A 23,043-nucleotide genomic window follows, 5' to 3' on the forward strand; every position below is an offset into this window, starting at 1 on the left:
TTCGGGCTCTCAGGTGTTCAGGCGCGTTCCAGGATCGCCGTCACGCCCTGGCCGCCGGCCGCGCAGACGGAGATCAGCCCGCGGGCCGGGCCCTCGCGCTCGGCGAGCAGCCGGGCCAGCGTCGCCACGATACGGGCGCCGGTCGCGGCGAAGGGGTGCCCGGTGGCGAGGGAGGATCCGGCCACGTTCAGGCGGGCGCGGTCGACCGGCGCCAGGCCCCTCTTCTCCCAGGCCGCCAGGGTCGCCAGCACCTGGGAGGCGAACGCCTCGTGGATCTCGATCAGGTCGAAGTCCTCGATGCCGAGCCCGGCCCGCTCCAGCATCCGCGGGACGGCGTACGCGGGGGCCATGAGCAGGCCGTCCTCGCCGTCGGCGACATCGCCGCGCACGAAGTCGACGGCCGCCGTCTCGTACGCCGTCAGGTAGGCCAGCGGTGCCAGGCCGCGGGCGCGCGCCCACTCCTCGGACGCGAGCAGCACGGTCGCCGCGCCGTCCGTCAGCGGTGTCGAGTTCCCCGCGGTCATGGTCGGGCCGGGGCCGTCCAGGCCGAACACCGGCTCGAGCGCGGCGAGTTTCTCCACCGTGGAGCCGGGCCGGAGGTTCTGGTCGCGCTCCAGGCCGCGGAAGGGGACCACCAGGTCCTGGAAGAAGCCGCGGTCGTAGGCGGCGGCGAGCCGCCGGTGGCTGGTGGCGGCCAGTTCGTCCTGCGCCTGGCGGGTGATGCCCCAGGCGCGGGCGGTCACGGCGGCGTGCTCGCCCATGGACAGGCCGGTGCGGGGTTCGGCGTTGCGCGGGATGTCGGGGACGAGGTGCCGGGGCCGCACGCGCGCGAGGGCCTTCAGCCGGGCTCCGGCGGACTTGGCGCGCCGGGCGGCGAGCAGGATGCGGCGCAGTTCGTCGTTGACGCCCAGCGGGGCGTCGCTCGTGGTGTCCGCGCCCCCCGCGACAGCGGACCCGGTCTGGCCGAGGGCGATCTTGTTGGCGGCGGCGATCACCGCCTGCAGGCCGGTGCCGCAGGCCTGCTGGATGTCGTAGGCCGGGGTGCGCGCGTCCAGCCGGGAGCCGAGGACGGTCTCGCGGGCGAGGTTGAAGTCACGGCTGTGCTTGAGGACGGCACCGGCGACGAACTCGCCCACGGCGCCCGGTTCCTGGAGGCCGTGGCGCTCGACCAGGGCGTCGAGGGCGGCGGTGAGCATCTCCTGGACGGAGGCGGTGGCGTACGGGCCGTCGGAGCGGGCGAAGGGGATGCGGGCGCCGCCGAGCACCGCCACCTTGCGGACCGCCTGCGGTTCGGGCTGTAGGGGACTCATCTCGACCTGCTCCTCACCCGTGACATAGGCTTACCCCCGGTAACCTTACTCCACAGTAAGCACTGGCGACCCGTGGGAGACGCACATGGCCGACCGCTATCTGAGCTTCACCCGCACCGCACCCGGCCGCTTCCTGACCCGTCGCCTGGGGCTCCCGCAGCCGGCGGCCCTGCGCCGCTGGTCACCACAGCGGCCACTGCTCGACGGCCCCCTGCTGCACCTGACGGCGGGTGAGAGCCGCCTGGACGCCGCCCCGGTCCTGGCCCGCACCGGACTGCCGCTGGGCGAACGGGACCCCGCGGCCGTGGTCCTGGACGCCACCGGGGTCCGGGACGTCGCCACCCTCGCCGCGGTGCACGCGGCACTGCACCCCGTCCTGCGGTCGGTCGCGGCGAGCGGACGCGTGGTGCTGCTGGGCGCGCCCCTCGACGCGGACGACCACCACCAGACCGCCGCCCAGCAGGCCCTGGAGGGCTTCACCCGCTCGCTCGGCAAGGAGATCGGCCGGGGCAGGACCGTCAACCTCGTCCGGCTCACCGACGCGGACGCCGCCGGATCCACCCTCCGCTTCCTGCTCTCCCCGAAGTCGGCCTACGTCAGCGGGCAGGTGATCCACGTCGGCTCCCCGGCGCCGGACCCGTCCGCCTCCCCGGACGCGGCGGACCCCGGCCGTCCGCTGGCCGGCCGCACCGCCCTCGTCACCGGCGGCGCGCGCGGCATCGGCGAGGCGGTCGCCGGGATCCTCGCCCGGGACGGCGCCCACGTCGTCGTCCTGGACGTCCCGGCGGCCGAGGCGGACGCCCGCGCGGTCGCCGCACGCCTGGGCGGCACCGCCCTGGCCCTGGACATCACCGCCGCCGACGCGGGCGAGCGGATCGCCGCCGCACTGCCGGACGGCCTGGACGTGCTGGTCCACAACGCGGGCATCACCCGTGACCGCCGGCTGGTGAACATGCCCGCCGAACGCTGGAGCCAGGTTCTGGACGTCAACCTGGCGAGCGTGCTGCGCACCACCGACGCGCTGCTCGCGGCCGGTGCCCTGCGCCCGGGCGGCCGGATCGTGGCCACCGCCTCCATCGCGGGCCTGGCGGGGAACGCGGGCCAGACCAACTACGGCGCGAGCAAGGCGGGTGTCGCCGGACTGGTCCGCGCCCTCGCGCCCCGCGCGCTCGCCGGGCACCGGGTGACGGTGAACGCCGTGGCGCCCGGGTTCATCGAGACCAGGATGACCGCCGCCGTCCCGCTGTTCATCCGGGAGGCGGGCCGCCGGATGAACTCCCTCGCGCAGGGCGGGCTCCCCGTGGACGTCGCCGAGACGACGGCCTGGCTCGCCCACCCGGATTCCGGCGCGGTCAACGGCCAGGTCGTCCGCGTGTGCGGCCAGAGCCTGCTGGGGGCGTGACCATGACCGCCGCCGACCCGGGCGACCGCCCCGCCGTCGTCCTCACCCGGCCCCCCGCCCTCGCCCCGCTCCTCGCGCGCGGCGCCCTGCGCTCCCCCTTCAGGCGCCCCCGCCCCGACGCGCCCTTCCCCCGCGCCCGCCTCGTGCTGCCGTCCGTCCGCCCCGACCTCGCGCGGCTGGCCGCCTACGAGCGGGTGTGCGGCTTCGCGACCGGCGAGGACACGCTGCCCGTCACCTATCCGCACGTGCTGGGCTTCCCGCTCGCCATGCGCCTGATGAGCGGCGGCGGCTTCCCGCTGCCGCTGCTCGGCCTCGTCCACACGTCGATCACCGTCACCCGGCACACCGCGCTGCCCGCGGCGGGGGCGTACGACCTCGCGGTGCGCGTCGACGGGCTGGCGGCGCACCGGCGCGGCACGCAGGCGACCGTCGTCACCGAGCTGCGCGCGGGCGGTGACCTCGTGTGGGAGTCGGCGAGCACCTATCTGGCCCGCCACCGCCCGCACACCCCGGCCACCGGCGGCTCCGGTCCCACGGGGAACGGGTACGGCGATCCCACCGGGGACGGGCACGGGGATCCCGGGGGCGGGCGCGCGGATCTCGTCGGGGACGGGCGGCCGGATCCCGCCCGGGACGGCCACAGGCGTGCAGCCGGTGACGGACGGCCGGATCCCGCCCGGGACGGGCGCGGGGATCTTGCCGGGGACAGTCGCCCGGCCGCCCTCCGGGACGGGCGCGCGGACCCCCTCCGGGACGGGCGCGCGGACCCCCTCCGGGACGGGCGCGCGCCGCTGCCCGCCGTCGGGCAGTGGCGGCTCGCGGGCGACCTGGGCCGGCGCTACGGCGCCGCCTCCGGCGACCGCAACCCGATCCACCTGCACCCGCTCACCGCCCGCCTGTTCGGCTTCCCCCGGGCCATCGCCCACGGCATGTGGACCGTGGCCCGCTGCCTCGCCGCCCACGGCACCCCCGACGCCGCCCGGGTGCGGGCCGCCTTCCGGGCTCCCGTGCCGCTGCCGGGCGCGCTCACCTACGCCGCCGACGGACGCGGGCGCTTCGAGCTGCGCTCGGCGGACGCGACGGCGCGGCTCCATCTCGTGGGCGAGGTGGAGCCGCTGCGCCCCTGAGAGCCGTTGCCGAGAGCCCGCGCCCGCGAGGCGGCGCCGGTCCCTGAGACCCGGTACCCGTCACGGAACCCGGCGCCGCTCGCCGAGACCCCGTGCGGCCGCTGGGACCCGGTGCGGTCGCTGGGACCCGGTGCCGGTCAGTCCCCGGGCGCGGGCGGGTTCCAGGGGCGGCCCTCCATGAGGTTGCCCAGGCCCGCCCAGGCGACGTTCATCAGCGTGAGGGCGGCCTGGCGGGCGGTGACGCCCGGGGTGGCGTTGGCCCAGGCGGCGAGGGACTCGGCGGCGCCCACCAGGGCCTCGGCGAGCCCGGCGGCCTCCTGCTCGGACAGGTCGTGGGCGCAGCGGGCGTCCCCCGCGCGGCGGGCGTCCCGGGCCGCCGCGGTGATCAACTGCCGTACGAAGGTGACGATCTCGGTGCGCAGGGCGGCGGTCTCGGCCGCGAACGGCTCGCCGTGGGTACGGGCCTGGAGATGCAGGACCGACCAGCCGTCCGGACAGCGCGCGGTGTGCGTGAAGAAGGCCCGCAGCCCTTCCCACAGCTGCCGGTCGGCGGGCAGGTCCGTGCGGGCCCCGGCCCGGACGGCCGCGGTCAGCGCGGCGCCCTCGCGGCGGATGCAGGCGCTGAAGAGGTCGTCCTTGGAGTTCAGGTAGAGGTAGACCAACGGCTTGGAGACACCCGCCAGTTCGGCGATCTCGTCCATGGAGGCGGCCCGGTAGCCGCGTCGGCCGAAGATCTGCACGGCGGCGTCGAGCATCTGCTGTTCGCGAACCGCCCGCGGCATCCGCTTGGTCTTCACGGCACCCATGGGCGCAAGCCTACGGTTCGCGGCGCGGGCCGCCGGGCACCCGGCGCGGCGACGCCCGGCGCCGTGCCCGGATCCCGCCCGCCGTCAGGAACCGGATCCCGTCGGCGTCAGGAAGAGGACGAGGAGGCCGAGGGGGAGGGGGACGGGGAGGGCGAGGCCTTGGCCGAGGCCTTGGAACCGGTGCGCGCCTCTTCCCCGGCCAGTTCCTCCGCCAGACCGGCGGCCTGCATGTTCGCCTTCATGCGGTCCACGCGCGCGGCGACCTGGACGGACGCCCGGTCGCGCTCCTTGCGCAGGACGACGAAGCTGATCGGGGCGGAGATCACCAGGGCGAGGAGAGGGATCCACAGGCTGTTGGAGCCGTTGCGGCCGCTCGGCACGATTCCGGCGTAGACGAGACCCCAGACGACCACGAGGCAGCCCACGAAGATCCCGAGGCGCATCAGCGTGTAGCGGAGCATCTCAAACCACTCTTCCGTTCCGAACAAGGCCAAAGGGCACCGTCCAGTGAAGCACGGACGGGGCCCCCCGCCGCACGCGGGTCGCGCGGGCGCACGAAGGCTCAGGTCAGGTCAGCGGCATCAGCATGATCACTTCGTCCCGGTCGTCGCCGGGGCCCACCCGGGTCGCGCCGGGGATCCGGCCGACCTCCTTGTACCCGCAGGAGGCGTAGAACCGCTCCAGGCCCTGTCCGCCGCGGCAGCTGAGCCGGATCGCCTCGATGCCGCCGAGGCCGCGGGCCGCGTCCGCCGCCGCCGCGAGCAGGTCGCGCCCGTACCCCTTGCCCTGGTGGCGCGGGTGCACCATCACCGTGTACAGCCACAGCCAGTGGGCCGACAGGGCGTCCCGGTTGAGGGTGAGGAAGGCCGTGGCGGCGACCCTGCCCTCCTCGTCGTGGCCGGCCAGCAGCCGGGAGCGTCCCTCGGCCATCGCCACGAACTGCTTCACCAGCTCCGGGCGTATCGCCTCGCGCGAGGCGGGCGCCACGAAACCGACCGCCCCGCCCGCGTCCGTCACGTCGGCCCACAGGTCGAGGATGCCGTCGCGCAGGGCACGGTCGACGGACGGGTCCAGCGTGAAAGTAAGAGGCATGGAGGCATGGTAGCCATTACGCCAGGACGCCCGCAGCCACTTTCAGGTCGGACACCAGCCCCCGGTACGCGGCCTCGCGGTCGTCGGCGCGCAGCACGGACGACGGGTGCACCGTCGGCACCAGCCGCTCCGGGCGCCCGTGGATCTCCCGCTCCAGCACCGTCCCGCGCACCTCGGTCACCCGGAACGACGAGCCGAGCAGGGCCTTGCCCGCGGTCGCCCCCAGGACGACGATCAGCTCGGGTTCGACGAGGGCCAGTTCGGCCGCCAGCCAGGGGCCGCACGCCGTCATCTCCCGCAGGGTGGGCGCCTTGTGGATGCGGCGCTTGCGGGGCTCGGACCGGGTGAACTTGAAGTGTTTGACCGCGTTGGTCACGTAGGCCTCGCCCGGGTCGATGCCGGCGTCGGCCAGCGCCCGGTCGAGGAGCTTGCCTGCCGGACCCACGAACGGCCTGCCCTGCCGGTCCTCCTGGTCGCCGGGCTGCTCGCCGACGAGCATCACCCGGGCCCGGGCGGCGCCCTCGCCGAACACGGTCTGCGTGGCGTCCCGGTGCAGGGGGCAGCCGCGGCAGTGGGCGGCCGCGCGGCGCAGCGCCCCGAGATCGGCGCCGGCGGGGACGAACGGCTCGGCGGTGTAGGCGTCCTCCGGCGCCGCCCCGGACGCCTTCGCCTTGGTGGTGGCCATGCCGGACGGGTACCCGTCCGGCCCGCGGCCTCACGGGGGGCTGGCCCGGACCCGGCCTCACGGCGGGGGCCGGACCGGTCCGGCCCGCGGGTGCTCAGACCCGCATGGGCTGCGGCGACTCGCGGCGGCCGGCGTCCGGGCCGTCGTACTCGCGGATGATCTCGTAGCGCGTGTTGCGCTCGACCGGGCGGAAGCCCGCGTCGCGGATCAGCTCCAGCAGGTCGTCGCGGGTCAGCTTGGCCGGCGTGCCGAAGTCGTCCGCGTCGTGCGTGATCTTGTACTCGACGACCGAGCCGTCCATGTCGTCCGCACCGTGCTGGAGCGCGAGCTGGGCGGTCCGCACACCGTGCATCACCCAGAACACCTTCACGTGCGGGACGTTGTCGAACAGCAGCCGCGAGACGGCGAAGGTCCGCAGCGCCTCCGCGCCGGTCGCCATGGTGGTCCGGGCCTGGAGGCGGTTGCGGACCTTGCCGTCCTTCACGTCGACGAAGTCGTGCTGGTAGCGCAGCGGGATGAAGACCTGGAAACCGCCGGTCTCGTCCTGCAGTTCCCGCAGCCTGAGCACGTGGTCCACGCGGTGGCGCGGCTCCTCGATGTGCCCGTAGAGCATGGTGCACGGGGTCTTCAGGCCCTTCTCGTGCGCCAGGCGGTGGATGCGGGACCAGTCCTCCCAGTGGGTGCGGTGGTCCACGATGTGCTGCCGGACCTCCCAGTCGAAGATCTCCGCGCCGCCGCCGGTCAGCGACTCCAGACCGGCGTCGATCAGCTCGTCGAGGATCTCGGAGGCGCTCAGCCCGGAGATCGTCTCGAAGTGGTGGATCTCGGTGGCGGTGAACGCCTTCAGCGACACGTCCGGGAGGGCGGCCTTCAGCTCCCTGAGCGAGCGCGGGTAGTAGCGCCAGGGCAGGTTCGGGTGCAGGCCGTTGACGATGTGCAGCTCGGTGAGGTTCTCCCCCTCCATCGCCTTGGCCAGCTTCACGGCCTCCTCGATGCGCATCGTGTACGCGTCCTTCTCCCCCGGCTTGCGCTGGAAGGAGCAGTACGCGCACGACGCGGTGCACACGTTCGTCATGTTGAGGTGGCGGTTGACGTTGAAGTGGACGGCGTCGCCGTTCTTCCGCGTCCGCACCTCGTGCGCGAGACCGCCCAGCCAGGCCAGGTCGTCCGACTCGTACAGCGCGATGCCGTCCTCGCGGGTCAGACGGACACCCGCCCTCACCTTCTCCTCCAGCTCGCGCTTGAGCCCGGCGTCCATACCCCTACCTCTTTCTCCGACAGACTCCGTAAACCGTACGCCTGGACCCTCACACCTCTTCGGGCAGCTCACCCACCCGGTTCTCCCACTTCGTGGACAGCACGATCGTGGTCCGGGTCCGGGAGACGCCCTTGGTGCCCGACAGCCGCCGGATGATCCTCTCCAGTCCGTCGACGTCCGTGGCGCGCACCTTGAGCATGAAGGAGTCGTCACCCGCGATGAACCAGCAGTCCTCGATCTCGGGCAGGTCCTTCAGGCGCTGCGCGACATCCTCGTGGTCGGCGGCGTCGGAGAGCGAGATGCCGATGAGGGCGGTCACGCCGAGACCGAGCGAGGCGGAGTCCACGGTGGCCCGGTAGCCGGTGATGACCCCGGCGGCCTCCAGCCGGTTGATGCGGTCGGTGACACTCGGTCCCGACAGGCCGACGAGGCGCCCCAGCTCGGCGTAGGAGGCCCGGCCGTTCTCTCTCAGGGCCTGGATGAGCTGCCTGTCCACCGCGTCCATGCGATCGAAGCCTTCCGCTGGAAAGAAGTTCCTGAAGTTGTCGAGTGGTGCCGTCACCCGTACGGGTACGGGTGACGGGTTCCGCCGGTCACCCCTGTGGTGCGCCGGTGCCGCCGGACGCCCCGGCCGGGCGGGATCCGCCGCCCAGTGCGCCCTCCCAGCGGTGGTAGAGCCGGTGGGGCACGCCCACCGCGTCGAGGACGCGGCCGGCGACGAAGTCCACCAGGTGCTGGATGTGCGTCGCGCCGGCGTAGAAGGCGGGCGAGGCGGGCAGCACGGTGGCGCCCGCGTCGTCCAGTGCGACCAGCTGCCGCAGCGTCGGACCGTTCAGCGGGGTCTCCCGAACGGCCACCACCAGCGGCCTGCGCTCCTTGAGGGTCACGCTCGCCGCCCGCTGCAGCAGGTCCTTGGACAGCCCGAGCGCGACGCCCGCCACACACGCCGTCGAGGCGGGCACGATCAGCATGCCCTTGGCCGGGTACGAGCCCGAGGACGGCCCGGCCGCCAGGTCACCGGCGCTCCAGTGCCGTACGTCCGAGGTGTCGGCCTCGAACGTGCCGGGTTTGCCGTCGGCGCCCATGCAGAGCCATTCCCGCAGGTCGTCGCGCCAGTGGGCGTCCCTGAAGGAGATGCCGGTCTCGTCGAGCAGGGTGAGCCGCGAGGCCCGGCTGACCACCAGGTCGACGCTCTGCCCGGCATCGAGCAGTCCGCGCAGCACAGCAGCCGCGTACGGCGTACCGGACGCGCCGGAAACCCCCACGATCCAAGGCTCGCGCCGCGTTTTCCCTGCGTTCACATATCGAGCCTATCCGGCCGCCCGGCCGGGACGTGAGGCGGCCGGACGACAGGCCGGTGTCACGGGCGCCGCCGGAACGGGTTCACGGCCGCAGGCCGCGGACCAGGAGGTCGAGCAGCGCGCAGACGAAGAGGCTGATGCCGATGAAACCGTTCGTCGAGAAGAACGCCCGGTTCAGCCGGGACAGGTCGTGCGGGCGGACGATGGTGTGCTCGTAGACGAAGGCGCCGGCGACGACGACCAGGCCCAGCCAGAAGAAGACTCCGGCGCCGGTGGCCAGGGCGAACCAGACGAACAGGGCGGTGGTGACCGTGTGGCAGGCGCGGGCGCCCCAGATCGCGGCCGGGATGCCGAAGCGGGCCGGGACCGACCTGACGCCGATCTTCCGGTCGGTCTCGACGTCCTGGCAGGCGTAGATCAGGTCGAAGCCGCCGATCCAGATGCCCACGGCCAGACCCAGGATCACCGCCTTCCAGGACCACTCGCCGCTGATGGCGAGCCAGCCGCCGATCGGGCCCATCGCCTGGGCCAGGCCCAGGATGGCCTGGGGGAAGTTCGTGAACCGCTTGCCGTAGGGGTAGACCACCATCGGGATCACCGCGATGGGGGCGAGGGCCAGGCAGAGCGGGTTGAGCAGGGCGGCCGCGCCCAGGAAGACGACGACGGCGATCAGGGCGCCGGTCCAGGCGTGCCGCACGGACATCGCGCCGGTGACCAGCTCGCGGTGGGCGGTACGGGGGTTGCGGGCGTCGATCTCCCGGTCGATGATCCGGTTCACCGCCATGGCGAAGGTCCGCAGCCCCACCATGCAGACGGTCACCAGGAGCAGCCGCCCCCAGTGGATGTTCTCGTCCCACTCGTACATCGCGGTGAGCGAGGCGATGTAGGCGAAGGGCAGCGCGAAGACCGAGTGCTCGATCATCACCAGGCGCAGGAACGCCTTGGTACGACCCGGCCCGGGGATCGCCGCGGACGCGGTACTCACAGCCCGTACTCCTTCCAGCGGCGGTCCACCCTCGCCGCCGTCTCCGGGTCGGAGACCACCATCTCCGGCCAGCCGCCGTCGCGGGTGTAGCCCTCCTCCGGCAGTTTCCTGGTGGCGTCGATGCCCGCCTTGCCGCCCCAGAACTGCTGGTAGGAGGCGTGGTCGAGGTGGTCGACCGGGCCGTCGACGACCGTAAGATCACGAGCGTAGTCCGTGTTGCCGAGGGCCCGCCAGGCGACCTCGTGCAGGTCGTGCACGTCGCAGTCGGCGTCGACGACCACGATCAGCTTGGTCAGCGACATCATGTGCGCTCCCCACACGGCGTGCATCACCTTCTGGGCGTGCTTGGGGTACTTCTTGTCGATGGAGACGATCGCGCAGTTGTGGAAGCCGCCCGCCTCCGGCAGGTGGTAGTCCACGATGTCCGGGACGATGATCTTCAGCAGCGGCAGGAAGAAGCGCTCCGTGGCGCGGCCGAGCGGGCCGTCCTCCGTCGGCGGCCGTCCGACGACGATCGACTGCAGCAGCGGACGCCTGCGCATGGTCACGCAGTCGATGGTGAGCGCCGGGAAGGGCTCCTGCGGGGTGTAGAAGCCGGTGTGGTCGCCGAAGGGGCCCTCGGGCAGCATCTTCCCGGGCTCCAGCCAGCCCTCCAGGACGACCTCGGCCTGCGCCGGGACCTGGAGCGGGACGGTCTTGCAGTCCACCATCTCGATCCGCCTGCCCGCGAGGAACCCGGCGAACAGGTACTCGTCGATGTCGCCGGGCAGCGGCGCGGTGGAGGCGTACGTGACGGCGGGCGGGCAGCCGAAGGCGATCGCCACCGGCAGCCGCTCGCCCCGCCGGGCCGCCACCTGGTAGTGGTTGCGGCTGTCCTTGTGGATCTGCCAGTGCATGCCGATGGTGCGCCGGTCGTGGCGCTGCAGGCGGTACAGGCCCAGGTTGCGGACGCCCGTCTCCGGGTCCTTGGTGTGGGTGAGCCCCAGGTTGAAGAAGGAGCCGCCGTCCTTCGGCCAGGTGAACAGGGCGGGCAGCGCGTCGAGGTCGACGTCGTCGCCGCGCAGCACGACCTCCTGGACCGGGGCCTCCTTGACCTTGCGCGGCGGTACGTGCGCCATCGCGCCGAGCTTGCCGAACGCCTCGCGCACGCCCACGAACCCGTGCGGCAGCTCGGGCCGCAGCAGCCCGCCGATGCGCTCGCCGATCTCGGCGTACGACTTCAGGCCGAGCGCCTTGAGCAGCCGGCGGTCGGTGCCGAAGACGTTCATGGCGAGCGGCATCGCCGAGCCCTTCACGTTCTCGAAGAGCAGTGCGGGGCCGCCGGACTTCTGCACCCGGTCGACGATCTCACCGACCTCCAGGTACGGGTCGACCTCGGCCTTGATGCGCTTGAGGTCGCCCTCGCGCTCCAGCGCCCTGAGCAGGGAGCGAAGATCGTCGTAAGCCATGGGGTCCAGTATCGCCGAGAGGGCCGCGGACCCCGCGACCGCCCCGGGCGGGAGCGCGGCGCGGAGTCGTGCGGGGTGCGGCGCCGGCTGTCCGGCGTGGAGGACGTCGTCCTGGCCGAGGCGGCCCGCCTGCTGCCGGAGCGCATCTGCCGCTCGCCGGCCCCCTGAGAGCCCGCGCGGGGCGTTGCCGCACGGCCCCGGTGCCCGCACAGTGGGCGTATGGACCCGGCACAGGCACGCACATGGCTCGCCACCGCCCTCGCGGAGGCGCGCACGGGGCTCGCCGAGGGCGGCGTCCCGATCGGCGCGGCGCTCTACGCGGCCGACGGGACGCTGCTGGGCCGGGGCCGCAACCGTCGGGTGCAGGACGGCGACCCGTCGCTGCACGCGGAGACGGCCGCGTTCCGCGCGGCGGGGCGGCAGCGGTCCTACCGCGGGACGACGATGGTGACGACGCTCTCGCCGTGCTGGTACTGCTCCGGCCTGGTCCGCCAGTTCGGGATCTCCCGGGTCGTCGTCGGGGAGGCGGCCACCTTCCACGGCGGCCACGACTGGCTGGCGGAGCACGGTGTGGAGATCGTGCTGCTCGACGACGCGGAGTGCGTGCGTCTGATGAGCGGCTTCGTGCGCGAACGCCCGGCGCTGTGGCGGGAGGACATCGGCGAGTAGTGGGCCCGGGGGCCGTCACCCGGGGCCGGCCGCCTGCTCCCCCGCGCCCAGCGTTTCGATGAGGCGTTCGAACCTGTTCCGCCAGGCCCGCTCCGACTCCCCCTCGCCCTGGAACTCGTGGGTGAGGCGGAGCACGGAGCCGTCCTCCCCGTCCCGTTCCAGGTGGAAGCGGATGCGGCCGCCGCCGTCGACGGTGTACTCGGCGACCCGGTCGACGTCCCAGGCGGTGACGTGTCCGCTGCCGAGGCCGCGCAGGCTGACCGCGCCGCCGAGCCGGGGTTCCAGCTCGTCGGCCGCGGTGAACCAGAGCGCGAGCCCCTCCGGGGTGGACAGCGCCGGCCAGACCGCCCCCATGGGCCGGGGAAGCCGGACCAGGAAGCCGAGGATGTGCGTGTTGCCGTGGGTCTGGCTGCTGCCCTGTTCGATGGAACCGGTCATGCCACCAGTGTCCCCGAGCGGCCCCTCAGACGCCCGCGTAGGAGTGCTTGCCGCTGACGAAGATGTTGACGCCGTAGTAGTTGAACAGGAAGCAGGCGAACGCGATCAGCGCGATGTACGCCGCCTTGCGGCCCTTCCAGCCGGCGGTGGAGCGGGCGTGCAGGTAGCAGGCGTAGGCGACCCAGGTGATGAAGGCCCAGGTCTCCTTGGGGTCCCAGCCCCAGTAGCGGCCCCAGGCCGACTCGGCCCAGATGGCGCCCGCGATGATCGTGAACGTCCACAGCGGGAAGACGGCCGCGTTGATCCGGTAGGCGAACTTGTCCAGCGAGGCGGCGGAGGGCAGGCGCTCCAGCACGGACTTCGCGAAGGTGCCGGGCTTGCCACCGTTCACGAGCTTGTTCTCGTAGGAGTCCTTGAAGAGGTACAGCAGGGTGCCGACCGCGCCGACGTAGAAGATCGCGCCGCACAGGATCGCGGTGGAGACGTGGATGTACAGCCAGTACGAGTGCAGCGCCGGGACCAGCTGGTCGCTCGCGGTGTACAGGACGGTGACCGCGAGGCCCAGGTCGAGCAGGACCGTGGTGGTCAGGAAGAGACCCATCCAGCGGACGTTCTTCTTCAGGGCGAGCAGCGCGAGGTACACGCCGACCGCGACCGTGGAGAAGGTGATGTTGAACTCGTACATGTTGCCCCACGGCGCCCGCTGGACGGAGGCCGCGCGGGCGACGACGCCGCCCAGCTCCACCAGGAAGGCGAGCACGGTGAGCGAGACGGCGATCCTGCCGTACAGGTCGCCCTGCTCGTCACCGCCGTGCGCGCCGGGCCCGTCGGGCACGTCGCGCGAGCCGGAGGCGGAGCGCACGACGACCGCGGGCCGCTCCAGGACGGCGGTGCCGCCGGCGGACTTCACCGCCACGGCCGGGGCCGCGGCGCGGACCGTCTCCTCCTTCGCGGTCAGCGCGGCGGCCGTGCGGGCCACCTTGCTGCGGCTGCCGAAGAGCCACTCCGCGATGTAGGCGAAGAAGGCCAGCGTGTAGACGGCCATCGAGGAGTAGATCAGCGCGTTGCTGATGTGTGCGAGATGTTCGTTGGTGGCGGTGGCCAGCTCGGTGGCGGCGGGAGTCACTTCTTCTCAGCCCCTTCGGCGGGTACGGGGGTGACGGCGCCCGGCTCCGGGTCGGAGTCGGTGTCGGCTTGGGTGGGTGCCTTGTCGTGGACCTGGGCGGCCAGCGCGCCGATCTCCTCGGGGAGCTTCGCCGACTCGCTGCGGCCCAGACCGGCCACCTCGACGACCGTCGTCCCGTCGGCGCCCCGTACCGCGCGCACCCAGACCCGGCGGCGCTGGATGAACAGCGAACCGGCCAGTCCGAAGATCGCGGCGACGGCACCGGTCAGCGCCCAGCCGGTGCCGGGCTGCTGGACGATCTGGAAGCTCGCCCACTGCTTGATGTCCTTGTCGAACGTGATGGAGCCGGCTCCGTTCGGCAGGGTCAGGCTCTCCCCGGGCAGCAGCATCTTCTTCAGGATGTTGCCCTGGGCGTCCTTGAACGGCTTCAGGTTCGGGTTCTTCGTGTCCAGCTGGTAGACGTTCTGCGGGGTGCCCGCGTCCACGCCCAGGTCGCCGTGGTAGGCGCCCACCGACAGGACGGGGAAGTCAAGCGCGGGGAACTGGGAGAACATCGTGCCCTTGCCCGCCCCGGCGAAGGTCGGCACCAGGACCGCCGCGAAGCCGAGCTGCTCCTTCTTGCCCTGCGCGTCGCGGTAGCCGTCCATCACCTTGATCGCGCCCTGCGAGGTGACGTTGGAGTCCAGCGGCAGCAGCGGCACGGCCTGGTGGTAGACCACGTCGCCCTTGCCGTCGCGCACGGTGACGGTCGGGGCGTAGCCGTGGGCGACCAGGTAGACCTTGGCGTCGTCGATCTCCAGCGGCTCGTTGACCTTGATGACCTTGTGCCGCTCCGTGCCGTCGGGGCCGACGCTGTAGTCGACGGCCGCCTCGTAGGTGCGCGGCGTGCCCTTGTTGGGGCCGGTGGTCTCGTAGGTGCCGGTGAACTTCTTCAGGGTGAAGCTGAACGGGACCAGGTTGTCGTCGTCGAAGAGGTTCCCGGACTTGAAGTCGTCGTACTGGGTGAGGGTGTTGGCGAAGCCGTCGCCCTCGACGACCAGCTTGTTGCCCTCGGTCTTGTACAACTGGCCCCAGCCGAAGGCGATCAGCATCACGATCAGCGCGATGTGGAAGAGCAGGTTCCCGGCCTCGCGCAGGTAGCCCTTCTCGGCGGCGACCGCGTCCCCGGCCAGGTGGGCGCGGAAGCGGTGCTGCCGAAGCGTCCTGAGCGCGGCCTCGCGGACCTCCTCGGGCACGGCCGCCGTGCGCCAGGTGGCGTACGCGGGCAGCCGGGTCAGCCGCTTGGGCGCGCCCGGCGGGCGGCTGCGCAGCTGGCCGGTGAACTGCCAGGTGCGCGGGATGATGCAGCCGATGAGGGAGACGAACAGCAGGATGTAGATGGCGGAGAACCACACCGAGCTGTAGACGTGGAACAGGCCCAGCTTGTCGTAGAGGGGCGCGAGCGTGGTGTGGGTCTGCCGGAAGGTCTCGACCTTCGTCGCGTCGCTGCCGTTCTGCGGGATCAGCGAGCCGGGGATGGCGCCCAGGGAGAGCAGGAACAGCAGCAGCAGCGCGACCCGCATGGAGGTCAGCTGCCGCCAGAACCAGCGGACCCAGCCGAGGACCTCCCGGCCGGTCCAGGCGAGCCGGCCGGCCAGGCCGGGGGCGCGGCTGCCGCCGAAGGAGCCGGGGACGGCCGTCTCGGCGGGCGCCGTGGACAGCTGCGCCCCGGCCGCGCCCAGGTCGTCCTCGGCGGCGCGCCGAGCGGTCCGGTCGTCGGTGTCGGAGGGCGGCGCGGTGCGGGCGTCCTCACCGGAGGGCGGCGCGGCCGACTTCGCGTCCGTGCTCGTGCCGGGTGTCGTCTTGCTCATGGATCAGATCCCCACAGTGAAGCCGGTCGACCAGGTCTGCATCTCCTGCACCAGCCGGTCCCAGGCGCCGGTGAGCAGCAGCACGCCGGTCACGATCATCATCGTTCCGCCGAGGCGCAGCACCCAGACGTAGTGGCGCTTGACCCAGCCGAACGCGCCGAGGGCCTTGCGGAAGGCGATGGCGGTGAGCACGAACGGTATGCCGAGCCCGGCGCAGTAGGCGACGGTCAGCAGGGCGCCGCGCCCGGCGCTGGCCTCGTTGGAGGACAGCGCCACCACGGAGGCGAGGGTCGGGCCGATGCACGGGGTCCAGCCGACGCCGAACAGGGCGCCGAGGACGGGCGCGCCCACCAGGCCCGCGGCCGGCCGCCGGTGGAAGCGGAACTCACGCTGGGTCAGCCAGGGCATCAGCCCCATGAAGAAGACGCCCATGAGGATCATGAGCACGCCCAGCACCTTCGACAGGGTCCCCTTGTAGTCCTGGAGGGTCTGCCCGAAGAAGCCGAACAGCGCGCCGCCGGAGACGAACACGACCGTGAAGCCGAGCACGAAGAGCGAGGCGCCGACGGCCATCCGCCCGCGCCGCGCCTCGGCCAGGTCGGTGCCGGTGACGCCGGTCACGTACGACAGGTAGCCGGGCACGAGCGGCAGGACGCACGGGGAGAAGAAGGAGACGAGGCCGCCGAGCACGGCGACCGGCAGCGCGAGCAGCAGGGCTCCGCTGAACACCGTCTGGTTGGGATCAGTGGCTGCGGCCAGTAGCACGGCGGCTCACTTCTCCGCGACGACCGGGTCGAGCATCTTGCGCAGCTTCTCCTCGCTGAGCGCCTGCAGGGCGCGCGCCGCGATGTTGCCGTCCCGGTCGATGACGAGCGTGCTCGGGATGGCCTGCGGGTTGAGGGTGCCCTTCTTGAAGCGGAGCATCAGCTTGCCGGTGGGGTCGTACAGGCTCGGGTACGGCACCCCGTAGCTCGTCTCGAACTTCTGGGCCGGCTGGGTGCTGGTGTCGCGGGTGTTGATGCCGACGAACTGCACGCCCGCGGCGGCGGTGTCCTTGGCGACCTTGACCAGGTTGGGCGCCTCGGCGCGGCACGGCGAGCACCAGGAGCCCCAGACGTTGAGGACGACGACCTTGCCCTTGTAGGAGGCGACGTCGAGCGGCTTGCCGTCGATGGTCGTGCCGGAGAGGTCGGGCGCGGGCTTGCGGTCGCCCTTCTTCACGGTCGCGATGCCGTCGGAGCCGGTGATGAAGTTGCTCCTGCCCGAGCCGCCGGAGGTGCCGCCGGAGCCGCAGGCGGCCAGGGCGAGGGCGAGCGCGGCGGTCCCGGCGGCCAGCAGGGTGGCGCGGCTGCGGGCGCGGGTGGTGCGCGTGCGGTGCGGGCGGGACGTACGGTTCGCCCGGTTCGAGCACTGGGGGGCGCGGCTGGCGGCACTCATGTGAAAAGTTTCGCATGCCTGTTCCGGGGATCTTGCGCGCCCCCCTGCCGGGCGGAAAACCGCATATCAGGCGCCGTTCGAGGAGCCCGTCCCGCGCTGCGTGCCGGTGCTGCCCGCGGTCCCCGCGGAGCCGGTGGTTCCGCCGGTCCCGGCGGTCCCGGTGTCCTTCAGGAACTCCTTCCAGCCGCCGGCCGGCTGCCGCCCGACCTCCAGGGTGCGCAGCTTGGCGAGCACCTCCGGCTTCTGCACGTCCATCCAGTCCACGAACTGCCGGAAGGAGACCAGGCGCACGTCGGCGCCCTTGTCCCGCTCGGCCACGATGTGCTTGAACGCCTCTTCGACGGAGTCCATGTAGATACCGCCGTTCCACTGCTCGAAGTGGTTGCCGATGAACAACGGCGCCCGGTTCGTCTCGTACGCCCGCTGGAAGCCCTGGATGTAGGACTGGGCGGACTGCTTGCGCCAGTGCGGGTAGTTGGCGGGCGGGGCCTTGGTGGAGTTCACCGACTGGTTGGCGAGCATGTTGTAGTCCATCGAGAGGACCTCGAAGGAGTGGCCCGGGAACGGGATCTGCTGCAGCGGCAGGTCCCAGATGCCGAGCTTCTTCTGCGGCCACACCTGACGGCCGCCCGGCGAGGAGGCGTCGTAGCGCCAGCCCAGGCTCTTGGCCGTGGGCAGCAGGTTGTTCTGGCCGAGCAGGCAGGGCGTGCGGCCGCCGACCAGTTCCTTGTCGTAGTCGAAGGGCAGGGCGGGCAGGTCGCTCCAGCCGGTGTTGGTCCGCCACTGCTTCACGAAGGCCTTGGCCTGGTCGATCTCGCTGCGCCACTGCCCCGGCGTCCAGTTCGCCACGGTGCCGTGACCGGAGCAGAAGTGGCCGTTGAAGTGGGTGCCGATCTCGTGGCCCTCGAGCCAGGCACGGCGCACGTTGGTGAGCGTGGCCTTGATGTGCTCGTCGGTGAGGTAGCCGATGTCGGAGGCGCCGCGCGCGTTGTTGGGCGGCTCGTACATGCGCTTCTTCGCCTCGGGGAGCAGATAGAGCCCGGAGAGGAAGAAGGTCATGCTCGCTTCGTGCTGCTTGGCCAGGTCGAGGAAGCGGGGGAAGAGCCCGTTGCCGACCTCGCCGGCGCCGTCCCAGGAGAAGATGACGAACTGCGGCGGGGTCTGCCCCGGCTCCAGCGGGGCCGGCTTGGCGGGCTGGCGCGGCTGCTTGCCGGTGAACGACGTCGAACCGTCGCCGATGGGGCGCGCGGGCTGCCCGGTGCCCTGGCCCTTTCCGTGCGACCCCGTACCCGAACCGGAACCACCGGCGTCGCCCGAGCCGTCCGAAGACTTGGAGCCGCCGCAGCCCGCGAGTCCTACGGCAGCAGCGGTGCCCGCGCCAAGGCCGAGTATTCCCCTCCGGGAGAAGGTGCGCATGAGATCCCCGATCCGTCACGTCCTCTGAATGCTGGTCACTCATTCAGAGGACGTGACGAACGCCAGGGTTCCGCGAACCAATATGAATTTCACAACAAACGTAACGAAACTGTGCGTATGTGACCGAAGGCTTACGACACCCTTACCCTGCGTGCTCTAAAGGGAGGGGGGTCGCCGGGGCCGCGTCCGCGCGGGCCTGCCGGGGCTACGCCCCGAACGCCTTCCCCTGCCCCTTCACCGGCTTGGCGCCGGCCAGCAGATGGGCGGGCACCAGGTCCCGGGCCGGCTCGCTGTAGCCGACGGAGACGATCCGGTCGCCCTGGTAGGTGAACGTGGTCAGCGAGGCCAGTGTGCACTGCCGCTTGCGCGGATCGTGCCACAGCCGCCGCCGCTCCACGTACGACCGCACGATCCAGATCGGCAACTGGTGGCTGACGAGCACCGCTTCGTGCCCGCGCGCCCGGTCCTTCGCCGCGTTCAGCGCGCCCATCATGCGCACCACCTGGTCGACGTACGGCTCGCCCCACGACGGCCGGAACGGGTTGACCACGTGCTTCCAGTTCGCCGGGCGGCGCAGCGCGCCGTCGCCGACGCCGAACGTCTTGCCCTGGAAGACGTTCTCCGCTTCGATCAGCCGCTCGTCGGTGGCGAGGTCGAGCCCGTGCGCCTTGGCGATCGGCGTCGCCGTCTCCTGCGCCCGCTCCAGCGGCGAGGCGACGACGTACGTCACGTCGCGCGGGGCGAGGTGCTCGGCGACCCGCTCGGCCATCTGCCGTCCCAGCCCGGACAGGTGGTAGCCGGGCAGCCGCCCGTAGAGCACACCCGTCGGGTTCTCCACCTCCCCGTGCCGCATGAGGTGGACGACGGTGACGTCGTCGCCGCCGTTCTTCCCGGTGGTCACGCCGGTGCCGGTGGTGTCGCTCATGCCGTCGCCTCCGCCGCCGCCCGGGCCGCCGCCGGCAGCGCGTCGGAGATCCGCTGGAGCGCCCGCTCGTCGTGGGCGGTGGACACGAACCACGACTCGAACGAGGACGGCGGCAGGTAGACGCCGTTCGCCAGCATCGCGTGGAAGAAGGCGGTGTAGCGGTACGACTCCTGCGCGCGGGCGTCGTCGTAGTTGCGCACCGGACGGTCGGTGAAGAACACCGAGAACATGTTGGAGGCGTTCTGCAGCGTGTGCGCCACGCCCTCCTTGGTGAGCGCCTCGGAGACCATCGCCTGGATCTGCTGCGAGACCGCGTTCACCTTGGCGTAGGCCGCGTCGTCCAGCAGGCGCAGCTGGGCGAGGCCGGCGGCGGTGGCGACCGGGTTCCCCGACAGGGTGCCGGCCTGGTAGACGGGTCCGGCCGGCGCGAGGTGCGCCATGACGTCGGCGCGCCCGCCGAAGGCCGCGGCCGGGAACCCGCCGCCCATCACCTTCCCGAAGGTCATCAGGTCGGGCTCGACGCCGTCGACGCCGTACCACCCGGCGCGGCTGGTGCGGAACCCGGTCATGACCTCGTCGGAGATGTACAGCGCGCCGTTCTCCCGGCACAGGTCCTTCAGCCCCTGGTTGAAGGAGGGCAGCGGCGGCACGACGCCCATGTTGCCCGGCGAGGCCTCGGTGATCACGCAGGCGATCTCGCCCGGGTGCGCGGCGAAGGCGGCGCGCACCGCGCCGAGGTCGTTGTACGGCAGCACGATCGTGTCGCCGGCCTGGGCGCCGGTGACACCCGGGGTGTCCGGCAGCGCGAACGTGGCGACGCCCGACCCGGCGGCGGCCAGCAGCGAGTCGACGTGCCCGTGGTAGCACCCGGCGAACTTGACGACCTTCGTGCGCTGCGTGAACCCGCGGGCGAGCCGGATCGCGGACATGGTGGCCTCGGTCCCGCTGGACACGAGCCGCACCTGCTCCAGCGGCGCGACCCGCCCGGTCATCTCCTCGGCGAGCGCGACCTCGCCCTCACCGGGCGTGCCGAAGGACGTACCGCGCGCGACCGCCTCCTGCACGGCGGCGATCACCTCGGGGCGGCCGTGCCCGAGGATCATCGGCCCCCAGGAGCAGACGAGGTCGACGTACTCCCGCCCGTCGGCGTCCTTCAGGTACGGCCCGCTGCCGGAGACCATGAACCGGGGCGTACCGCCCACGGCGCGGAAGGCACGCACCGGGGAGTTCACACCGCCGGGCGTGACGGCCGCCGCACGGTCGAACAGCGCCTGCGAGGCGGGGGCTTCGTATGGGTATGGCAGTTCGCTCATGACCTGCGACTTCTCCGGCTTCTCGGTTCTCTCGGGGACTGTGCGCCCGGGCTTCCCGGCGGCTTCGGGGAATCCGGCGGGGGCGGTGACCTGTTCAGGGTAGGCCAGGGGGCCCGGGAAGCCGGGAGGGGAGCGGGCGGGGGCCGGTGGGTCCTGCGTGCGGGCGGGCAGGCAGGGGGACGGCGGGTCCTGCGGAGGTGCGGCGGGGGACGACGGCGGACCGGGGGACGGGGAAGCAGGCGGGGCGGGGAGGCCGTGGGGCTTCCGGGCCGGGAGGTGCGGTCAGGCCCTGTCGGGCCGGTGGGGCTGCGGGGCCCTTGTTGGGCCGGTGGGGCGGTGGTCCCGGACGGGGGCGCGGCCCGGTGGCCGAAGAAGCGGCTTCTGCCCGGCCCATCTGAGAAACTGAACTCCTCGTGCCCGGAAGCGAGGACGGAGGGGGCGGGAGAGGTGAGGAGCGGGGGAACGGACGCGCGGGGCAGGAGCGGAAGGCGCCGGGAGGCAGGAGGAAAAGTCGTGGCAGGGGCGTGCGGACGGCCACGAAGATCCCGCGGCGAGATGTTTCGACGTACGTTTCGGCGTGCGGCCGTGGGGGAGGTCACTGACACGATGATCGGGTTGCGCGGCGGGGGCCACGCGTCCTAGAAAAGCAGTCGGGTGGAGATATGCATCGCGGTGGCGGACTGGGCGAGGGGACTGACGACCTGGGTCCTCGGCGTGCCCGGCGGGGAAGGCACCGGCGCGACGCGGAGGAAACCGCCGAAGCACGTCATGCACAGGGTGCGCCCGGTGATCCCGAGCGGTCCGACCGGCGGATCGACGACCGGACGGGACGCCGGGCCGATCGCCTCCGGGCGGGGAGCGGGAATGGTGGCCGGGTGGGGGTGACGTACAAGTACTTCGGCGCACCGGACGGTGCGACGGCGGCCCGCGTCCCGATCTCGATGCGCCCCGAGGAACTCGGCGGCGACGAACTCGGCATGAACGGCATGTTCACCAAGATCAAGCCGGAGACCATGGCTGCCATGGTCCTCACCGGCATCGAGGGCGTCCCCCTGCACCGGGTGCCGCCCCTCGAACTCGTCGTCCTCCACCCCGACTACGCCGTCGTCAAACTCCCCATGACCGTCGTCGACCCCCTCCGCGACATCGGCGAGGAAGCGGTCGGCGCCGCCGCCTTCATCTGGTCCACGGTCCCCGACCGCGGCGGCCCGCGGGACGCGTTCAACGTGTACCAGCTGCTGCACGAGTGGCAGGACTTCTCGCACCGGCTGCACGAGGCGGGGCATCAGCCGTACTGCCTGGTGTGGCCGTGAGCCGAGGCCGCGCCCGCGGGCGCTGATGCGCCCGGGCCTGCTTCCTCCGACACGTGGGTGCCCCCTGTCCGGGGGAATGTGACCTTCGTCGCGGCGAGGGGGTTCCGGCGCGCTCGGCGCCGGGGCGTCTCGCGGCGGCGGGAGCGGCGGCGCGTCGTCCGTCGCAGGAGGTCAGCGCGTCGGGTGTGCGGGGCGCGGCAGAAAACGCGGCGCCCCGGGAGAGCAATATCTGTGCCCGCAACGTGAGAAATATGCGCGCGCAGCGCGTGAAACAAGTGCGGCGCGCGGCGATTATTCCCCGCACCTCAGCGGAGGTGTAATTGCTGGCCCGTGCAGGGCCGATCGCACCGTGCTACTGTCGATCTCAGTTGCAAGTGTGGTTGCCAGAAGGTTCATTTCCTATCGGGGTAATCATCACGGCGACACGGAATTTACACAGGGTAAATTCCCGACACCGCCTCCGAAGGAGAAATGACATGGCTACCGGCACCGTGAAGTGGTTCAACGCGGAAAAGGGCTTCGGCTTCATCGAGCAGGACGGCGGCGGCCCCGACGTCTTCGCCCACTACTCGAACATCGCCACCCAGGGCTTCCGCGAGCTGCTGGAGGGTCAGAAGGTGACCTTCGACATCGCTCAGGGCCAGAAGGGCCCGACGGCGGAGAACATCGTTCCCGCCTGACAGCGACGCTGACGCGTACTTTCGCAGCTGGGGCCCGCACCTGTGGGGTGCGGGCCCCAGCTCGCTGTATTTCAGGGGGAGCAGGGCGGGAAAGCTCCACCCCATCACCGGCCCGTGATGCATCCCCCCGCCGGCCGCACTCGGCCACATCGGATCAGGCTCGTCTCGAAATTCTCTGCGCCGCTCGGCTGCAGCGGGAATTCCTTGATACGCGCCCGTACGTCAAGGAAGGTGCCGCATGCAGCGTGCCCGTACATCTCGCACTCATGACCGTTCCGCAGGAGGCGCCGGCGGCAACCGCCGGTTCGGTGGCCCCCGCCGCGCCAGGGGCTCCGGAGACCGGCAGGGCGGACGGGCTCCGCAGGGTGAGTTCGCGTTGCCGGAGACGGTGACGCCCGCGTTGCCGGCCGTGGAGTCGTTCGCCGACCTCGCGCTGCCCGCACCGCTGCTGGCCACCCTCGG

General features: G+C 72.3%; 23 protein-coding genes and 1 pseudogene. 6 read left to right on the forward strand and 18 right to left on the reverse strand.

Going from position 1 to position 23,043, the window contains the following annotated elements:
* Positions 1 to 17: 17 nt before the first annotated feature.
* Positions 18 to 1,310, reverse strand: a complete 1,293-nt coding sequence (locus ABZ719_RS29645; protein WP_366728232.1) for an acetyl-CoA C-acetyltransferase — start codon at positions 1,308 to 1,310, stop codon at positions 18 to 20.
* Positions 1,311 to 1,395: 85 nt separating this feature from the next.
* On the opposite strand from ABZ719_RS29645, the gene ABZ719_RS29650 reads away from it, so the two are divergent.
* Complete coding sequence (locus tag ABZ719_RS29650; protein WP_366728233.1) at positions 1,396 to 2,712, forward strand: 3-oxoacyl-ACP reductase; 1,317 nt, start codon at positions 1,396 to 1,398, stop codon at positions 2,710 to 2,712.
* A 2-nt stretch (positions 2,713 to 2,714) separates the two neighbouring features.
* Complete coding sequence (locus tag ABZ719_RS29655; RefSeq protein ID WP_366728255.1) at positions 2,715 to 3,839, forward strand: MaoC/PaaZ C-terminal domain-containing protein; 1,125 nt, start codon at positions 2,715 to 2,717, stop codon at positions 3,837 to 3,839.
* A gap of 137 nt (positions 3,840 to 3,976) precedes the next feature.
* Here the strand turns inward: ABZ719_RS29655 and ABZ719_RS29660 are convergent, their stop codons facing one another.
* From ABZ719_RS29660 to ABZ719_RS29700, 9 genes are all read right to left on the reverse strand, one after another.
* Complete coding sequence (locus tag ABZ719_RS29660) at positions 3,977 to 4,645, reverse strand: TetR/AcrR family transcriptional regulator (RefSeq protein WP_366728234.1); 669 nt, start codon at positions 4,643 to 4,645, stop codon at positions 3,977 to 3,979.
* Positions 4,646 to 4,752: 107 nt separating this feature from the next.
* On the reverse strand, positions 4,753 to 5,106 hold the full coding sequence (locus tag ABZ719_RS29665; RefSeq protein ID WP_366728235.1) for a DUF4229 domain-containing protein: 354 nt from the start codon (positions 5,104 to 5,106) through the stop codon (positions 4,753 to 4,755).
* Positions 5,107 to 5,212: 106 nt separating this feature from the next.
* Positions 5,213 to 5,737 carry a GNAT family N-acetyltransferase gene (locus ABZ719_RS29670; protein ID WP_366728236.1) on the reverse strand — a complete coding sequence of 175 codons (525 nt, stop codon included), beginning with the start codon at positions 5,735 to 5,737 and terminating at the stop codon, positions 5,213 to 5,215.
* Positions 5,738 to 5,753: 16 nt separating this feature from the next.
* Complete coding sequence (locus ABZ719_RS29675; RefSeq protein ID WP_366728237.1) at positions 5,754 to 6,422, reverse strand: UdgX family uracil-DNA binding protein; 669 nt, start codon at positions 6,420 to 6,422, stop codon at positions 5,754 to 5,756.
* Between the two features lie 94 nt (positions 6,423 to 6,516).
* A complete protein-coding gene (gene mqnE, locus ABZ719_RS29680; RefSeq protein WP_366728238.1) occupies positions 6,517 to 7,680 on the reverse strand; it encodes an aminofutalosine synthase MqnE in 1,164 nt (387 codons plus the stop codon).
* 49 nt (positions 7,681 to 7,729) lie between these two features.
* Positions 7,730 to 8,185, reverse strand: a complete 456-nt coding sequence (locus ABZ719_RS29685; RefSeq protein WP_037861223.1) for an Lrp/AsnC family transcriptional regulator — start codon at positions 8,183 to 8,185, stop codon at positions 7,730 to 7,732.
* A gap of 88 nt (positions 8,186 to 8,273) precedes the next feature.
* Entirely contained in the window at positions 8,274 to 8,981 is a 708-nt protein-coding gene (locus tag ABZ719_RS29690; protein WP_366728239.1) for a UbiX family flavin prenyltransferase, read from the reverse strand.
* Positions 8,982 to 9,063: 82 nt separating this feature from the next.
* Entirely contained in the window at positions 9,064 to 9,966 is a 903-nt protein-coding gene (mqnP, locus tag ABZ719_RS29695) for a menaquinone biosynthesis prenyltransferase MqnP (protein WP_366728240.1), read from the reverse strand.
* Positions 9,963 to 11,414 (reverse strand): menaquinone biosynthesis decarboxylase, encoded by a 1,452-nt coding sequence (locus tag ABZ719_RS29700; RefSeq protein ID WP_366728241.1) that lies wholly within the window; start codon positions 11,412 to 11,414, stop codon positions 9,963 to 9,965. Before ABZ719_RS29700 ends, mqnP begins: the two co-directional genes overlap by 4 nt.
* 219 nt (positions 11,415 to 11,633) lie before the next feature.
* Between ABZ719_RS29700 and ABZ719_RS29705 the strand changes: the two genes are divergently transcribed.
* On the forward strand, positions 11,634 to 12,083 hold the full coding sequence (locus ABZ719_RS29705; RefSeq protein WP_366728242.1) for a nucleoside deaminase: 450 nt from the start codon (positions 11,634 to 11,636) through the stop codon (positions 12,081 to 12,083).
* Positions 12,084 to 12,098: 15 nt separating this feature from the next.
* On the opposite strand, the gene ABZ719_RS29710 is transcribed toward ABZ719_RS29705, so the two are convergent.
* From ABZ719_RS29710 to hemL, 8 genes are all read right to left on the reverse strand, one after another.
* A complete protein-coding gene (locus ABZ719_RS29710) occupies positions 12,099 to 12,521 on the reverse strand; it encodes an SRPBCC domain-containing protein (protein ID WP_366728243.1) in 423 nt (140 codons plus the stop codon).
* 25 nt (positions 12,522 to 12,546) lie between these two features.
* On the reverse strand, positions 12,547 to 13,647 hold the full coding sequence (gene ccsB / locus ABZ719_RS29715; protein ID WP_366728244.1) for a c-type cytochrome biogenesis protein CcsB: 1,101 nt from the start codon (positions 13,645 to 13,647) through the stop codon (positions 12,547 to 12,549).
* Positions 13,644 to 15,497: a cytochrome c biogenesis protein ResB gene (locus ABZ719_RS29720; RefSeq protein WP_366728245.1), complete on the reverse strand. Its 1,854-nt coding sequence runs from the start codon at positions 15,495 to 15,497 to the stop codon at positions 13,644 to 13,646. Before ABZ719_RS29720 ends, ccsB begins: the two co-directional genes overlap by 4 nt.
* A 3-nt stretch (positions 15,498 to 15,500) precedes the next feature.
* Positions 15,501 to 16,262 (reverse strand): cytochrome c biogenesis protein CcdA, encoded by a 762-nt coding sequence (locus ABZ719_RS29725; protein ID WP_366728246.1) that lies wholly within the window; start codon positions 16,260 to 16,262, stop codon positions 15,501 to 15,503.
* A 6-nt stretch (positions 16,263 to 16,268) separates the two neighbouring features.
* Positions 16,269 to 16,934 (reverse strand): TlpA disulfide reductase family protein, encoded by a 666-nt coding sequence (locus tag ABZ719_RS29730; protein WP_366728247.1) that lies wholly within the window; start codon positions 16,932 to 16,934, stop codon positions 16,269 to 16,271.
* 66 nt (positions 16,935 to 17,000) lie between these two features.
* Positions 17,001 to 18,350 (reverse strand): hypothetical protein, encoded by a 1,350-nt coding sequence (locus tag ABZ719_RS29735; protein ID WP_366728248.1) that lies wholly within the window; start codon positions 18,348 to 18,350, stop codon positions 17,001 to 17,003.
* A 205-nt stretch (positions 18,351 to 18,555) separates the two neighbouring features.
* Positions 18,556 to 19,275, reverse strand: a complete 720-nt coding sequence (locus ABZ719_RS29740; protein ID WP_366728249.1) for a histidine phosphatase family protein — start codon at positions 19,273 to 19,275, stop codon at positions 18,556 to 18,558.
* Positions 19,272 to 20,588 (reverse strand): glutamate-1-semialdehyde 2,1-aminomutase, encoded by a 1,317-nt coding sequence (gene hemL / locus ABZ719_RS29745; RefSeq protein WP_366728250.1) that lies wholly within the window; start codon positions 20,586 to 20,588, stop codon positions 19,272 to 19,274. The genes ABZ719_RS29740 and hemL overlap by 4 nt, the downstream gene beginning before the upstream one ends.
* A gap of 662 nt (positions 20,589 to 21,250) precedes the next feature.
* Between hemL and ABZ719_RS29750 the strand changes: the two genes are divergently transcribed.
* From ABZ719_RS29750 to ABZ719_RS29760, 3 genes and pseudogenes are all read left to right on the forward strand, one after another.
* Entirely contained in the window at positions 21,251 to 21,901 is a 651-nt protein-coding gene (locus tag ABZ719_RS29750) for a hypothetical protein (protein ID WP_199811667.1), read from the forward strand.
* 476 nt (positions 21,902 to 22,377) lie between these two features.
* Complete coding sequence (locus ABZ719_RS29755) at positions 22,378 to 22,581, forward strand: cold-shock protein (protein ID WP_252428784.1); 204 nt, start codon at positions 22,378 to 22,380, stop codon at positions 22,579 to 22,581.
* 238 nt (positions 22,582 to 22,819) lie between these two features.
* A pseudogene (locus tag ABZ719_RS29760) lies at positions 22,820 to 23,043 on the forward strand (ATP-dependent helicase); the annotation flags it as partial.

Origin of the sequence: Streptomyces sp. NPDC006743, assembly GCF_040703815.1 — a bacterium.
Taxonomy (GTDB): Bacteria; Actinomycetota; Actinomycetes; order Streptomycetales; family Streptomycetaceae; genus Streptomyces.

Bases quoted from the DNA above. Each gene is read 5' to 3' on its own strand.
- ABZ719_RS29645 (WP_366728232.1), bottom strand. From the start codon at position 1,310: ATGAGTCCCCTACAGCCCGAACCGCAGGCGGTCCGCAAGGTGGCGGTG.
- ABZ719_RS29650 (WP_366728233.1), top strand. From the start codon at position 1,396: ATGGCCGACCGCTATCTGAGCTTCACCCGCACCGCACCCGGCCGCTTC.
- ABZ719_RS29655 (WP_366728255.1), top strand. From the start codon at position 2,715: ATGACCGCCGCCGACCCGGGCGACCGCCCCGCCGTCGTCCTCACCCGG.
- ABZ719_RS29660 (WP_366728234.1), bottom strand. From the start codon at position 4,645: ATGGGTGCCGTGAAGACCAAGCGGATGCCGCGGGCGGTTCGCGAACAG.
- ABZ719_RS29665 (WP_366728235.1), bottom strand. From the start codon at position 5,106: ATGCTCCGCTACACGCTGATGCGCCTCGGGATCTTCGTGGGCTGCCTC.
- ABZ719_RS29670 (WP_366728236.1), bottom strand. From the start codon at position 5,737: ATGCCTCTTACTTTCACGCTGGACCCGTCCGTCGACCGTGCCCTGCGC.
- ABZ719_RS29675 (WP_366728237.1), bottom strand. From the start codon at position 6,422: ATGGCCACCACCAAGGCGAAGGCGTCCGGGGCGGCGCCGGAGGACGCC.
- mqnE (WP_366728238.1), bottom strand. From the start codon at position 7,680: ATGGACGCCGGGCTCAAGCGCGAGCTGGAGGAGAAGGTGAGGGCGGGT.
- ABZ719_RS29685 (WP_037861223.1), bottom strand. From the start codon at position 8,185: ATGGACGCGGTGGACAGGCAGCTCATCCAGGCCCTGAGAGAGAACGGC.
- ABZ719_RS29700 (WP_366728241.1), bottom strand. From the start codon at position 11,414: ATGGCTTACGACGATCTTCGCTCCCTGCTCAGGGCGCTGGAGCGCGAG.
- ABZ719_RS29705 (WP_366728242.1), top strand. From the start codon at position 11,634: ATGGACCCGGCACAGGCACGCACATGGCTCGCCACCGCCCTCGCGGAG.
- ABZ719_RS29710 (WP_366728243.1), bottom strand. From the start codon at position 12,521: ATGACCGGTTCCATCGAACAGGGCAGCAGCCAGACCCACGGCAACACG.
- ABZ719_RS29720 (WP_366728245.1), bottom strand. From the start codon at position 15,497: ATGAGCAAGACGACACCCGGCACGAGCACGGACGCGAAGTCGGCCGCG.
- ABZ719_RS29730 (WP_366728247.1), bottom strand. From the start codon at position 16,934: ATGAGTGCCGCCAGCCGCGCCCCCCAGTGCTCGAACCGGGCGAACCGT.
- ABZ719_RS29735 (WP_366728248.1), bottom strand. From the start codon at position 18,350: ATGCGCACCTTCTCCCGGAGGGGAATACTCGGCCTTGGCGCGGGCACC.
- ABZ719_RS29740 (WP_366728249.1), bottom strand. From the start codon at position 19,275: ATGAGCGACACCACCGGCACCGGCGTGACCACCGGGAAGAACGGCGGC.
- hemL (WP_366728250.1), bottom strand. From the start codon at position 20,588: ATGAGCGAACTGCCATACCCATACGAAGCCCCCGCCTCGCAGGCGCTG.
- ABZ719_RS29750 (WP_199811667.1), top strand. From the start codon at position 21,251: ATGCATCGCGGTGGCGGACTGGGCGAGGGGACTGACGACCTGGGTCCT.
- ABZ719_RS29755 (WP_252428784.1), top strand. From the start codon at position 22,378: ATGGCTACCGGCACCGTGAAGTGGTTCAACGCGGAAAAGGGCTTCGGC.